10 protein-coding genes are annotated in these 14,532 nt (G+C 54.2%); all 10 read right to left on the bottom strand.

Features of this window, described 5'->3' with window-relative positions; all coding sequences use genetic code 11:
* Nucleotides 1-44 precede the first annotated feature (44 nt).
* Nucleotides 45-1,040 carry a carbohydrate ABC transporter permease gene (locus tag AC3RCL_RS06195; RefSeq protein WP_096775188.1) on the bottom strand — a complete coding sequence of 332 codons (996 nt, stop codon included), beginning with the start codon at nucleotides 1,038-1,040 and terminating at the stop codon, nucleotides 45-47.
* A 49-nt stretch (nucleotides 1,041-1,089) separates the two neighbouring features.
* Nucleotides 1,090-1,989, bottom strand: coding sequence for a carbohydrate ABC transporter permease (locus tag AC3RCL_RS06190; RefSeq protein WP_009589745.1), 900 nt, complete (start codon nucleotides 1,987-1,989; stop codon nucleotides 1,090-1,092).
* A complete protein-coding gene (locus AC3RCL_RS06185; protein ID WP_492534900.1) occupies nucleotides 1,986-4,562 on the bottom strand; it encodes a DUF5696 domain-containing protein in 2,577 nt (858 codons plus the stop codon). Before AC3RCL_RS06185 ends, AC3RCL_RS06190 begins: the two co-directional genes overlap by 4 nt.
* Nucleotides 4,563-4,576: 14 nt before the next feature.
* Complete coding sequence (locus AC3RCL_RS06180) at nucleotides 4,577-5,197, bottom strand: YIP1 family protein (protein ID WP_492534898.1); 621 nt, start codon at nucleotides 5,195-5,197, stop codon at nucleotides 4,577-4,579.
* The gene (locus AC3RCL_RS06175) at nucleotides 5,178-6,641 is read right to left on the bottom strand and encodes a gluconolactonase (protein ID WP_192569499.1); all 1,464 of its coding nucleotides are present in this window, start codon (nucleotides 6,639-6,641) and stop codon (nucleotides 5,178-5,180) included. Before AC3RCL_RS06175 ends, AC3RCL_RS06180 begins: the two co-directional genes overlap by 20 nt.
* A gap of 12 nt (nucleotides 6,642-6,653) precedes the next feature.
* Nucleotides 6,654-7,565 (bottom strand): carbohydrate ABC transporter permease, encoded by a 912-nt coding sequence (locus AC3RCL_RS06170; RefSeq protein ID WP_492534896.1) that lies wholly within the window; start codon nucleotides 7,563-7,565, stop codon nucleotides 6,654-6,656.
* Between the two features lie 4 nt (nucleotides 7,566-7,569).
* Nucleotides 7,570-8,538, bottom strand: a complete 969-nt coding sequence (locus AC3RCL_RS06165; protein ID WP_096775183.1) for a carbohydrate ABC transporter permease — start codon at nucleotides 8,536-8,538, stop codon at nucleotides 7,570-7,572.
* A 12-nt stretch (nucleotides 8,539-8,550) separates the two neighbouring features.
* Nucleotides 8,551-11,508 (bottom strand): extracellular solute-binding protein, encoded by a 2,958-nt coding sequence (locus tag AC3RCL_RS06160; RefSeq protein WP_492534894.1) that lies wholly within the window; start codon nucleotides 11,506-11,508, stop codon nucleotides 8,551-8,553.
* 61 nt (nucleotides 11,509-11,569) lie between these two features.
* Nucleotides 11,570-12,937 (bottom strand): ABC transporter substrate-binding protein, encoded by a 1,368-nt coding sequence (locus tag AC3RCL_RS06155; RefSeq protein ID WP_492534892.1) that lies wholly within the window; start codon nucleotides 12,935-12,937, stop codon nucleotides 11,570-11,572.
* Nucleotides 12,938-13,357: 420 nt separating this feature from the next.
* Nucleotides 13,358-14,401 (bottom strand): LacI family DNA-binding transcriptional regulator, encoded by a 1,044-nt coding sequence (locus AC3RCL_RS06150; protein ID WP_036662263.1) that lies wholly within the window; start codon nucleotides 14,399-14,401, stop codon nucleotides 13,358-13,360.
* Between the last annotated feature and the right edge of the window lie 131 nt (nucleotides 14,402-14,532).

The following is a 14,532-nucleotide window of genomic DNA, read 5'->3' as shown; positions in this document are numbered from 1 at the left end:
CATGTTACGCATTCTTCGGGATTGCACCTGCCCTGCAGCAGCCTCTACCCGACAACCCCCGTACGCTCCACGCTCTCCACAAAATGGCGCTGCACGAACAGATACAATCCGATCAGCGGCAGAATGGCCAGCAAAATCCCCGTATCCACCACAAGCGCCACATAGTTCGGATCGGCCTTGGCCGATGAGCCGAGCCCCATCAGAGCCGGGAGAAACTGGTTGGCGTCCGCCGGCAGCGAAGCGATTTTCAGCGGCATGAGGGACTGTTCGCTCATAAAGAGCGAGGTATAGAAGGTGTCGTTATACTGCCAGACGAACGAGAACAGCGTCACCGTAATGAGCGGCGGAATCGCATTGGGAAGCATGATCGCAAAAAACGTCTTAATCCCGCCTGCCCCGTCAATCAGCGCCGCCTCCTCAATCTCCTTCGGCAGCCCCCGGAAAAATTGGCGGAAGATATAAATGAACAGTCCGGCCTTAAGCCCGGTGGCCGTGGCCGATGTAATGATCGATGGCCAGTAGCTGTTCAGCAGGTTGATGCCCTCTTTTCCGGAAAACAAGTGAACCAGTCCCAGAATGTCAAAGCTGCGGAAATGCAAATACATCGGCACCATCAGCGTGCTCATCGGGATCAGGATCGTCAGCACCACCAGGCCGAACAGCAGATTGCTTCCCGGAAAGGTGAACCTTGCAAAGCCATACCCGGCAAGCGCCGTCGACATCGTGGTCAGCAGCATCGTGATGAATACGTAAATCATCGTGTTCAGCAGCAGCGGCCAATAATCCAGCAGGTCGAGCACGATCTTGAAATTATCCAATGTGAAATGCACCGGAATCATGTAAATCGTCGGGTTATAAATATCCTGTTTGTCTTTGAACGCGACGGAGAATTTGGTGATGATCGGATAGATAATGATGAATGTGATGCCGATGATCAGCAGATAGCGGAACACTGACCACAGAATCGGCAGCGCCTTGTTCTTGAACCGGTTCAGTCGTTCCTGAGCCGTTTCGTCCGAGCGATCCCGAATCGATGCCATAAGGACCTCCTTTTTTTCCTGCACCCGTCAGTCAGGAATCTCTTTGCCATTAGTTTTGATAAAAGGTTTTCCTTGAGACGATGATTCCCATCAACACCAGCAGCAAGCTGATAACGATGGTATACAGCCACGCCATCGCGGCACTGAGCCCGAAATTCTGCGTTTTGAAGGCCGTCTCATAAATCGTTCGGGTCACGGTGCTGTCCGCGAACGAATCGATGATGGTATAAATCATGTTCGTCAGGATGAGCGGGCTCACCATCGGAAAGGTGATTTTCCAGAACGATTCATAAGCGGTAGCCCCTTCTATCTTCGCGACCTCGTACATCGAGCCAGGGACGGCCTGCAGGGCGGCAAGAAAGATCAGAATCTGCACGCCCGAGCTGCTGATAATATCGTAGATCCTCATGACCGCCCCGATAATGTACTCGGTTACGGTAATGGGAAATCCGGCTTCGGACAAGATGCGCACCATCGATAGCACGTTGAACTGCCCGGAGGCTTGCCCAAGCTCCTCCGCCACCGTCGCATTTCCGACCAGATTGATCAGACCCGAGGTTTCCGCTGCCGAAATCGCGCCTGACGCCAGGATGACCGGCAGGAAGAAGATCGCTCTCGCAAGGGCTCTCCCCCGGAATTTCTGATTCAGCAGAACGGCCGAGAACAGACTGAAAAACAAGATCAGCGGAACGTCCACCACCATGCCCAGTATCGATTCCGTCAGGATCCGGTTGAAGTTCGCGTCCACGAACAGCGCGGTGTTGAAATTGCTCCAACCTACCGGCTCCAGCTCATAGCCCGTGGGAGAGATGTTCAATTTACTGAAGCTGAACAAAATGGACTGAAACAGAGGCCCGGCAAACAAAAAGATAAAGCCGATCAGCCATGGCGCGATGAAGAGGAGGCCGAGCATGGATCTTTTCTGAGTCAGGGACAATCTCATTTTCATGCCCGGTCACCACCTACAGCGTAATTTTGCGGTTCCACCAGGACCCCGTTAACATCAACCGCTTGATCGGTATAATTGATCAGAATCGAGGCGCCGTTCTCGTACCTTACTTCCACCACGCCGTCTTCATGCCGCTTATGCTCCACCATTCGCTGCGTCCGGATCGGCGCCAGCACCTCGTTCAGCTCGTGGTACAAGGAAACCGCTTCTTCGAACCAATCCTTGTAATGCGTGGAGTACATGTCATCGAAACGCGTATACTTCAGCTTCGAGCTTAGTTCATAAGACCATAGGAAATGCGGAGCCGTTCCCAATTCCAGCGACTGCAGGAGCGCTTTGCGCAAATGTTGTTCATTCAGGTTATTGACCGCTGCTCCCGCATAATCCAGGTAGCCGTGAATGACCATTTGATAAAACGGCACGGCTTCATCCGTCAGCCCAAATCCGCTGCTCGACGTCGGGACATCGAGCACGTGGCCTGCATATGGCCAGCTGTAAGCATTGGCACCGGAAACCATCGTATCCGGGTATGCCTCGTGCAGCGCCTTCAACTGATCGGTCACGATAAACTTCGCGGTTTCTCGGAAAACCACCCGTTGCACCCGGTAATCGGAGCTCAGGACATCGCCCAGGTCCCGCAATGACACGGCCCCCATGCCAAACCGTTCATATTGCCCTGTGAATCGGTCCACGTAATAGGGAAGCTTCGCCGGCGACATCAGGTTGTACGTGCCGTAATACGAGTTCATCCGGTTCGTGTTCCGGTCATACGGATGCAGCGCTGCCGTTTCCCTGGTTACGAAACGGGAGGCATCGGATGACGGCGTAAACGCCCCATCGTCATGGTAGACATGCTGGAAGGCAACATCCGGATACAGCCCGCCGCCGGCGTCCTGCAATTGCTTGGATAGTGCCTTAAGCTCGGCGGCGTTTCCGACAACGCTGTCCGTCTTTACCTTCACCGGGGTTTTGTGATGGACGCCTTGGCCAAACCAGCCGAGATAACGCATTCGGAGATTGGCGATGCCCTCGCCGTTCAGAAGAGCGGCGATCTCGCCTGCCTGCTCGAAGGTGGTCATCGAGACGACGGCATCATACGGTACGCCCAGAAAAGATCTCCGTTTATCCACGCTTCCCAGCATATCGAGATAGAACGGAATGCCCTCCGCTTCTTCCAGGGGAACCAGCTTGTTTTCCTTCGCAAGCGTTTCCTGATACAAGCGGGCCATGCCGGAGTAGCTGGCCTCTTCGCCGGACAGGAAACGGTATTTGACGGACAGCTTCCCGTTGTACAGCTTGTCATTCAACAGCTGGATTTCCTGCACCGTACTTCCGGTGTAAAGCTCCAGCATATCCTCGCCGCGCACGGCAAAGCTGCTGAATACATGATTGTACGAATTCTGCTTCCCGCCAATGTCCGCGGACACACTCGCGATGGCGTCGCCTTCTTCAATCACGGCAAACCAGCCGCCGTCCCCGTTCTTCATGCCGAATACGGGCATCCGCGCCTGCTCGGCCACCTGTCCGCGGCTGCTGCTGTTATGATTCGGATCGGTGCCGTATATGCGCTGCACGTACTGTTCTTCCTTCACTTTGCCGTTATTCAGGTGGATCAGGCTGCCGCTGCCGTCCGGCACCAGCATATAACCCTCGGCCTTCGTTCCCGCCGCGCCGAAATAGCGAAGCAGCTCCACGCTGCGCAGGCGGTGACTCTCGCTTTCCGTTACCTGGTCAAGCGGTATCGTAACGACAAGCGAATCCTCCTCCAGCCGGTATTCGAGCGGAATCTTGAACTGCGGCTTCGAAGAGGCGCTTGCGGCGGCTCCTCCGCCCGCTTCGTTATCATAGGCAAGATCCTCCGCGGTGTAGCCCGCCTGCTCGAAAGCGCCCAGCATTTTTTTCAGAACCAGCTCTTTCTTGATCTGGTCGTCCAGGCGCTCCAGCATCGCAGGGTTATCCTTCATGGGGTAATACCGGGCCTGCACGTATCTGGCCAATGACGCATCCAGCTTGCTGACCACCTTCTCCTGCAGCCGGTCCTGCGAGATGTATTTCGGCAAGGCGTCGATCCCGAGCGAGACATCTCCCAGCGTATACGTGACGCGAACGCCGTTGTCCAAGGCTTCCGCCGTATAGTTCCCGTTCATCACGCTCCACGTATAATTCGGATAAGTCTCAAGCGTGCCGATCCCATCCCGGAACGTCAGCGTCAATTGCGAAGACAGCACTTCTTTCTCGAAAGGCGAAGCAATTCCATCCTCCATCCGGTCTGGCGGATTGCTGTACCATACCGTATCGCTCCGCTTATCCCGCACCGCGACCTCGGTCGTGTCCGGATGGTAGTACAGCGCAAGCGCCTCCGTTTCCGCTACCAGATCCATCCCGGGCACGCCGCCTGTCAAATCGTTCAGGGCGGAGAGCTCCCTGCCCTGCGCCGTCTCGGTCGCCGCAGCACTGTACGCAGCGACGTCGACCGCCGGCGCTCCCCGGTTCACGTAGATCAGAAAGCCCGCAGCCATGCACGTTATAACGGTACATGCAAGCACCGTGTACAGCCATTTTCTTTTTTTCACGGCCTACGGCCTCCTTATTGCCTGAAAATGATCTCTCGGTAAACGTTGACAACGAACGTGTAAATCTGCTGCAGCATGCTCAGGACGAGCGTGCCCAGAAATACGATAATGCCCATGACGATCAGGCTCAGTAACATCGTGACGACCGTTTTGCCGGCCGAGTATTGGTGGACCGTCATCGTGCCGACAAAGAGCAGCCCGATAAACCAGATCGCTGCTACCGTCGTTAGCAGATAATAGAACACGGTCTCTTCCTGGACCATGAACCGGCTCGCCAGCGTCATGGGCGGATAGATCAGAATCATCGGAATGAGGGCATATGCGCTGGCCATCACGATCTCCTTAAACTTCCCTTCACCGCCCATGAGCGTGGTGACCGACCAGTTGGAGACGCACCACAGGAAGAACGGGAGGACGATAAATATCAATTCGTCGATGCTGCTCAGCGTCCGCGGATCATTGTAGTTGACCAGAAATCCCGCATACTGCCGCTGCAGAATCATGGCAATGACCACGAGCGCCAATACGAGATAAGCGACCCCGAGCCGCCCCCGGTTTTCGTACTTCAGGTCCCAATATCCGTCGAAGGGGTGAACGATCAAATGAAGGGGGAATTTAAGATAGTCCTGCTTCATGCTTTCCTGCCCTCCTCTGCTTTCGGGTTCTTACCGTTCTATAGACCGCGTAGAGCAGCAGGCCCCCGGTCCCTGCCGATAAAAAGGTGCCGAAATGCTCCTTCATGACCTCCCTGCGATATCGTTTATACGCCACGGAATAATTCTTGCGGTCCATGCCCAGCTCAAAATACTTAAGGGCTTCCTTGTTCTCCCCCTTCATGAGCTTCGCTTTCCCGATGCCGATATAAGCGATGTCATAGTTCGCATTGAGCTGAAGAACCCGTTCCCAATAGCTCTCCGCCTCCGCGTCTTCTCCCCGGTAATGATGGCGGACGGCAAGGTTAACCTGCTTCCCGAACTCGGTCGGCTCGAATATGACGATGCTTGCCTTTCCCCGGTCCAGCACAAGCTGACGGTCCCCAAGCCGTTCAATCGCCGCCGGCGTCTTAAATAGGCCCAGCTGATTCCCGATGCCGCCGTATACGAACAGCAGATTGCCGGTCTCGTCGTATGTGAAGACGCGACCTTGGGTAGAGTCCAGCGCGCTGTACATCCCGTCGCCGAGCACCTTAATATCAACGAACTTGGATGGCCCCACCGTTCTTCGATAATAAATATCTCCTGCAACCGGAAAGTAGCCGAAGCGCTTTAACACATCCTCTCCCGACGGATTGAGGCGTTTCATCGGTTCCCTGGATCCGACGTCAATATTCGTGGCATAGACGAACCCCTTGCCGTCCATATCCAGATTGGAGAACTCGGTCGGGATGAACAGTCTCATCTGGGCTTTCTGCGCGTTCGTCGATACCAATCTCCAGAAATAATCGCCATAATCGCGCTTTACCTTAATCGTTCCGACGTACCCGAGAAAGGTACCGTCCTCCTCGAACTGCATAATGCCTTCGTAAACGCCGCGGGCGACAACGAATACCCGTTTGGCTTCATCCACCGCTACTTTCAGGGGAATGAATTGAAAGCCTTGTGGCAGCACATCCGACTCCGGCTGCTCCATGATGCGGACAAGCGACCCTTCCGTCGTCAACACGACAACCCGTTGATGGTCCGTATCCGCAACATAGATTTGCTCATCCCCGTCAATGAAGATGCCGGCAGGATTTGCAAAACCGTCCTCTTTCCCTTCGTTCATGAAAGAATCAATCACACGGATCACGTTCCACGTGTCGTCCAGGACAACGATCCGTTTGTTGCCGCTGTCCAGCACGTAGACGTTTCCGGCTTCCGACACATGCATATCGCTCGGATCCAAAAAATCCCCAATGCCCAGCTCCTTCCCCGTAACGGCGCGTTCCGGCAAATAAGCCGCAGGCACGGCAACCGTTTCCTCCCAATAATTGTAGATATAGCTCTCGTACGGAGCACTGGCGGAGACGCTCCCCGGCATTAGGCCGGTAAGCAGCAGGGAGGCCGCCGCGAGAGTTAGCAACCATTTTTTCGCTGACATCTGATCCCCTCCCTAATCCTTCATCCCGGAGGTCGCCATCGTCTCGATGATCCGGCTCTGCGAGAACAGAAAGAGCACAATCGGCACACTCATCAGGATGACTGCCACGGCCGCGCCCGCGCCGGCCCGGGAAATACCGCCCAGAATGATCTGATTGGATGCATAATGCAGGGTCTTAAGCTGTTCGCTGTAAATAAAGCCGTTGCCGTCGGTTCCCCACAGGATCTGGAACAGCAATATGATCAGCGTGAGCCACGCCGGCTTCACGTTCGGCATCACGATGGACCAGAAGATCCGGTATTCGCTCGCTCCGTCGATTTTGGCCGCTTCCAATAGGGCATCCGGTATCTGTTCCATGAACTGCTTCATCAGATATAACCCTAGCGAATAGCCGAAAGCCGGTATAATGACGGCCCAATAGGTGTCGATGAGCCCCAGCCACGACAGGATCATATAATTCGGCGTTGCCGTAACAACCGGCGTGAACATCAGCGAGAGCACGACGACCTGGAAGAGGAACACCTTGCCCGGAAACTTGTGTTTGGCCAGCGGATAAGCCGCTGCGGATGCAAAGATCACATGACCGACAATGCCGACCCCGGTTATGAAAACCGTATTGAAGATATACCGCGAGAACGGTACCCAGGACTGGCCGAGCAGATTGATCAAATCGGAAAAGTTATTCCATGTCGGATTGCGGACAAACAGCGTCGGCGGGAACAGGAAAATTTCGTCCAGCGGTTTGAAGGAGTTGTTGATGGCGTACACCAGGGGCAGCGCCATGAAAGCGCCGAACACCGCCAGCAGCGCAAACAGGGAGAAGGTCCCCATGAACGAGCGGTTTACCCGTTTGCTGCGAGTTTTAAGCCTGACGTTCAGCAGGCGGCCGTCCCGTTTTTTCGGAAGTTCGTATGTAACCCTCACGCGTCTACTCACCTACCTTGCGCAGCAATTTTTGGACGATCAGGTTGGTCCCCACCATCAGGATGAACAGCACGGTCGCAATCGCCGACGCAAAACCCATCTCAAAGCGCGTAGTCCCGAAATCGATGAGATGCGTGACGATGGTTTCCGCCGCGTAGTTCACGCTCGGGAAACCGGCCAGCGCAATCGATACGTCGGCCACGGCAAACGATGTCGTAAGCTGGATGACCGCGCCGAACATAAGCTGCGGCCGCATCGAAGGCAGCGTTATGAACCACAGCTCCTGCCAGCGGTTGCGGACCCCGTCCACGGCACCCGCTTCGTAGAGTGTTTTATCCACGGTTTGAAGTCCGGCGATGAAGGCCAGGAAGCCGGTTCCGAGGCTGAGCCACAGCTGGACCAAAATGATAATCGGCATGATCATCGCTTCGGTTTTCAGCCATTGGATCGGCTCTAGGATGATGCCCAGCTTAATCAGCATGCCGTTCGCTATGCCGTAGCGGTCTCCCGAGAAGATCATCAGCCAGATGAAGTAAATGTTCCCCGAGATCGAAGGCGCATAGAAGATCAGGGTCATGAACGCCCGCAGCCGCGGACCCAGCTCATTGATGACCCAAGCAAACAGGAAGCAGGCCAAGTAACTGATGGGTCCCGTTATGGCGGCAAAGAGCAGCGTGTTCTTCAGCGCGACCAGAAAGATATCGTCCTCCAGGAACAGGCGCGTATAATTATCCCAGCCGACAAACCGCGGAAACTCCAGCATATTGAAGTACGTAAAGCTGAGAATCATCGAAATGACGACCGGAAAAACGGTAAACAGCGTGAACAGGATCATATAAGGCGCAAGCAAAATATAGGAATGCTTGCTGGCCTTCATCTCCGCCAGCTTCCGCCTCCACCAGGATTGCGGCTTGACGGGGCGGATTGCGGCTGACATCGTAACTTCAGGATCCTGAAGGCTGGCATTATGCAAATTGGACTCCCCCTATTCCTGCAGCTCGCCGAATTCTGCTTGCTTGGTTCGGATTTCGTCGTGAATATACTGCACCGAATCCATCAAGGCCTCCCGCGGCTCGATGCCGCTGATGACCGCACGATAGAAGGCATTGAACAAATGCCTGCCCGTCGAATAACCGCCCGGCACCTCGGGTATTCCCTGAACCCATTCGAATTGGGATTTCAAATTCTCGTAGTCGGCTACCGGCCACGGCAGACTGTCCAGCGCCTTGATGTTGGCGGTCGGATAGCGGGCCGCCGCGCCCATCAGCCCTTCCATTTCGCGGCCGAAATTCGTCTGCGTCGCATCGCTGGTCCACCATTTCAAGAATTCCCAGGCCGCATCCTTGTCCTTCGCATCGTCCAGCATCAGCACGGCGCTGCCGCCGCTCGGTACGGTGCGGTCAATCGTGCCGTCCGCCTGAACGGTTCCCGGAACGGGGGCGAACCCCCATACGCCGCGGATTTCCGGCGCGAACACCGACAGCTGGTTATAAGTGGTGTAATCGGAAATGCCGATCGGCATCTGTCCGGTACGGAACCGGTTCGCAAAATCGTATTCCCGTTCCAGCTTGTAGTCGGTGTAATACTCCGTCCACTGTTTAAATGCTTCCAGTCCGATCTTGGAATCCAGATCCGACTCCCGGCCGTTGTTGCGGTAGAATTGTCCGCCGGATTGCATCAGGAGCGCCGCATACATCGAATTCGGCGGCAGCGTGGTCCACTGATCCGGTGCCTGCGCCACGACGGGAAGACCGAATTGCATATGATTTTTGTTCAATACGGCAAGCAGGCTGGCCACATCGTCCCAAGTCTTCGGAACTTCAAGACCCAGCTCCTCCAGCACGTCCTTCCGATAGAACATCATGTTGAAGGTTTGCGTCTCCGGCAGCGCATATACGCCGCTGCGGTATCGGTATGGCACCAAGGCGCTGTCCCGGAATCTGGCCGCTACCGATTCGAAGTCAGGGAATTGCGTCAGGTCCGCTGCGGCATTTCGCATGGCAAAGTTCACGGGGAGGTCATTGCCGATCTGCATCGCGACCTCCGGTCCCTGTCCCGACAAAGTGGCGGGGAGCAGCGTCCCCATGTTCACCAGCTTCAGATTCACGTTGATACCGGTCTCCGGCGTAAAGGTCTCGTCGATCATCGCCTTGATGGTATTGGCCTGATCACGGCCGCTGCCGATCCATACGGTGATCGAACGCTGGTTCTTCTCATCCGTGACGTTACCGATATTGTTGTAATCGATGAAGAAGGAGCTAAAGAACGTCGACGCCTCATGCTTCACCTTATCGGCAGCCCCCATTCCGCTCTTCGGCAGCTTGGCATCGGCTGATGCAACATAGAGGGCATCGATCTCCAGCGGCTGCTCCCTTGCCTGCTGCAGCCATGTTCCGAGTCCGCCGGTATTCGTCTTGTAGGCCTCCAGCCTGCGCGGAATCGTATCCGGCTTCTCGATCATCTCATCCAGCTGAAGCGCCATGGTCTTCAGCAGCGCCTCCTGGTCGCCGGATTGACCCGACAGCTCAACCAATCTGGCCGCGACCGCTTTCAGTCTGCCGCTTTCGTACCGGAAGGCTTCCAGCAGTTCCGGTATCCGCTGCTCTACGCGGTAATCCCTGAATTCATCCGGATTCGTGCCGGTGATCATCAATATTTTGCGGTACATGGCATTCAGGTTGAGCAGACTGTCCTCCACCTCATGAATGAGGGGAGCGAATTCACCCAGACTCGCCTCGAGGCGTAACACATGCTTGCCTTGCTCCAACCGGAACAGATAAGGTTCATCGCCCCCAAGCACGTCCATGCGATATCCGTTCTTGAAGCGGAAAGCGACGTGGTTCATTTCTTCAAACGGAACCTTCCCGTCGATCGTCAGCTTTCGCGTCGAGTACATTCCCCTCACAAAATTTTGCTGCGATTTGAACGCTATCTTATAGAGCCCGCTCTCCGGGACGTCCAGTTCCCATTCGATCCACTGTCCGGGCAGCCGCCAGTTGAAGCCGCCGATGGTGTTGATTCGGACTTTCGACGCACTGTAAGGGCTGACGCTCGGACTCGAACGCTCGCTTAGCGGATACAGGGTCGGCGAGGATTTGGCGACTGCGTCTTCTCCCTGAATCGCCAGCAAGGCGCCTTCGGTTCTTCGAATCCCTTCAGCCTCATACTGCCGGTACAGCTCGGCATACGTCGGCGGACTCTCCTGCTGGAACAGCTTGAGTTCCCCGATAACCATCGGTTCCCGCGCGGCCGTTAAAGATACGGTATGCTCCCCCTCCTCAAAGTAAAAAAGAAGCGGCTCCGTGATGTAACCATCCGCATCCTTCAGCACCGCCGTGGTCCAAGCGGGGCGTTCGATTTGCTTCGGCCTCAGGTCATTGCCCTGGTTATCCTGATCGATGCCGTCCTTGGCGTTACCCCATATGCGGTCGAATTGCAAATAAGCGGCCTCCTGGAATGGGACCTCCCCGTCGATGCGGATGGAACGCTCAATGGAAGAACTCTTTCCTTCCACCGGATAATAGAGCAGGGACAGATTGTACAATCCCTCCTCCTCTACATGAACCTTCCATTCCACCTCACCCTTCTCCCCCGTGAACAACGAGGTTCCGGGATGACCCTCATAAGCTTCCAGCCTGCGGAATTCCCCGCCGTCGGCACGGCTGTAATCCGCCGCGGGAATCATGATCTCATGATCAGGTCGATCTTTTCCGTCATGTTCCGACAAATATTGGACATAGGAAATGATTTTCCCCGGCTGCGTGCTGAGATTGACCAGCGATGCGGGACGTTCCAATGTAAGCCCTGTCCCGCCGTGTTCCGGCCTCCCCCCGGCTCCGGACTCATTTCCCCCTCTATTAAAGAACAACGTCAAAGCGGCCAAGATTGCCGCAAGAACCAATAACCGGGTCATCCATTTTTTTAGCTGCGTTTGAAGTGTCAATGTTCATCCCCCTGTTCAGGAGAAGGGGGCGCGGCTTTAAGCTTTAACGCCCCCGTCCATCTTATTTGCCCATTTTATCGACAGCAGCCTGTGCCTGTTGTTTATATTTCTCGGCCGTAGCGGTTACCGATTGATTGTTCACGATAATGTCCTCAATGAAAGCGCCCGTAGGGTAATCCGTGTAGGCTTCGTCGACCGTGATGACGCCGGTTCCGGCAATATGCTCGCGAATCATGTCGATGTCTTCCTGATTGGTATAGATGCTCTCCAGGTAATCCTGTCCCGGGTATTCCTCGGTCGGCGGTATATCGAACGTCTCTTCGTAAATTTGGTAGACGATGGCCGGATCTTTCACGCCCTTGGCAATGAACTTCGCGGACGCGGCGGTATTGGCATACGTTGTTTCTGCCGATCCCTGCGGGCCGGCAGGAATCGGAACCACGCCAACCTCGAACGTAATGTCGCCCAGCATCCATTCCGCCGCCGTAAACATGGCTACGTCGCCGTCTTTGAAGGTGTTGGTTTCTTCCCAATTCGTTTTGTTGCCGCTCTTGACTTTCACAACCTTCTCCACGTTGTAGAGGCGGTTCACGAACTCGGCTGCTTCTAATGTCTTCGGATCGGACAAGCCTTCTTTGCCGTTGGAATCGTCTACGATTTTGCCCCCGTTAGCGGCGGTGAAATGCTTTACCGCATCAATGGCCCAACCGGAGAAGCCCCATACGTCCGTTTTCCCGTTGTTATTCGTATCTTTGGTTGCCTGTTTGGCAAGCTCCATGAATTTATCCCAGTTCCATTCTCCCTTGGCATACAGCTCCTGAAGATCCGGAAGCCCGTTCTTCTTAAACAGGTCGCGGTTGTAATGAAGTCCGAGCCCGATGGAAGTCGGATTATCGAAGCCGTATTCCCCTCCGCCAATGGATGGATATTTCGTCTGCAGATCCGCTTCGTTATTGATGTTGTTTTTGTCCGTGGTAAATTCGCTGATCGGCAGGATCTGTCCCTTCATAATCGCCGGCAATGCCGACTCGTACTCCAACTGCACGATATCGGCGAACGGCTCGCCTGCCAGCACGCTTGTCGTGAATTTATTCATGTACTCCTCAAAGGGAACGTTGACGAATTCGATTTTGCAATTGTATTTCTTCTCGATTTCGGCGATCTTCTCCAGGCGTGCCTTCTCACCGGCCGTTGTGCCTGCCGGCTTCAGGTCCCACCAAGCGGCTACCTTAATCACGCGGCCGCCCAGATCAACAGGTTCTGCTTCAGGTTCGGCGGGTTCTTCTTTAGGAGTCTCTGCCGCGGTTTCCATGCTGGGAGCCGGGGTCGCCGGCGGCGCCTCCGCCTGCTTGGCCCCTCCGCCGCTGCAGGCGGTAATCAAAAATAACAAACAGATAAGCAATAAAGAAAGCCCTTTCATTTTTCTCACGCTAAAAACCTCCCCTATTTGTTTAACGCCCTGTTAACGTCATGCAAGTACCCCCAAGATGATGTCGATGCTTCATTCCCGGCAATCCTGTTGTTCCCCCGCCCCCAATCCGTTTTCCCTGTTTGCCAAAAAATATAACACCAGGATCGTAATTGCGTCAATATATTTTATGATAAAAATAACAACTAACCTAAATATTATTTTATAAACAACCTAAATAATTAGCGACAGCGTTTACATTTTAATTCAGCAAAAATCGGACTTGTTCGCTATAAATCCCTATATATCAACTGAAATTACTGTTATTCTATCTTAATTGACTATCATAGAATCCGTATAATTGTTATTTGTTTGTTATGAATACAAAAAGGCCCCGATGTCTTTAAGACATCGGGGCTAACTTAACATTACATGTACAGCTTATGGTTCGTCCGTATCCCGCGCAGCGTTATTCAATTCCCTAACAATGACATCGGCTTGAATAAGGAGACGCTCATAATTGGAATCCGGGTTCACGATCCGCCAGAGCAATTGATCGACGGCACGCATCCCCAGCAATTCCTTGTCGATGTTCACCGTTGCCATAATCGGCAGGCTGTCGTACGTATTATCGAACCCTGTCACCTGTACGTGACCCGGTACGTCGATACCCTGATTCCCGAGCGCCTCCATGGCAAACATGGCGGTGATATCATTAGCGCAAACGAACACTTCCGGAAGCTCGTTTCCGGCAAGAGCCTTGCCTAACGTTTCGTGTATGTTCTCTATCTCCGGGCTGATCAGAGAAGGCAGCTGCCGATGCTCGATTTTGTAATCGGCCAGCGCGGACGAGAAACCGATCCAACGCTCGTAAAAGCTCTGGGCATCTTCGATGTTGCCGATGAACTGATATTTTTTATATCCTTTGCTGATCAGTTTGGTCATGATTTGTTTCATGCTGTGCATATTGTCGGTGAACACCGTGTCCGATTGGAACGCGGGGTCCATGTGGTCTACCATGACCACGGGAATGTTCAGCTTCTTGATATCCATTAAATTTTGCGTGGACACGGCTCCCACCGTTACGATCCCGAGAATGCCCTGGGGATTCAGGAGGGAGAACATGTGGTCATTCGAAGGCTCCGTCAGCGTCAGGATGTCGAGCCCTTTCTGATTAAGGCGGGTCGATATTCCGTCAAAAACCGGCCCCCAATAGAGCGATTCGCGATTCTGATATCGGACATTCGGGAACAGGACCAGTACCGCCCCCGCCCATTTTCGGTTCTCCGGCTCCTGGAGCTGCTGGTTTCTTCCTGCCGCTTGGCCTGGCTGATCCTTGAAATACCCAAGCTGTCCGGCAGCCTTCAGGATCATGTCCCTGGTCTGCGGGCTGACGCCGGATTTCCCCGACAAGGCCCGGGATACAGCGAATTTAGACACGCCTGTGAAATCGGCGATTTCCTGAATCGTCACTTTCGTTTTCATCGTTATCAACCTACTTAAGTGCGAATTTGTCGTTCAGCTTCCGTGTTATTTATGTTAGTTTTTGTTAGGTTACTGACATAATATTATGTGAAATAATCGTTAAAGTCAAAGAATATCCTGCATTTTCTTGT

It is taken from the genome of Paenibacillus sp. MT86 (genome assembly GCF_058792535.1).
Note: the sequence above shows the minus strand (reverse complement) of the source record. Positions and strands in the feature narration are given on the sequence as shown.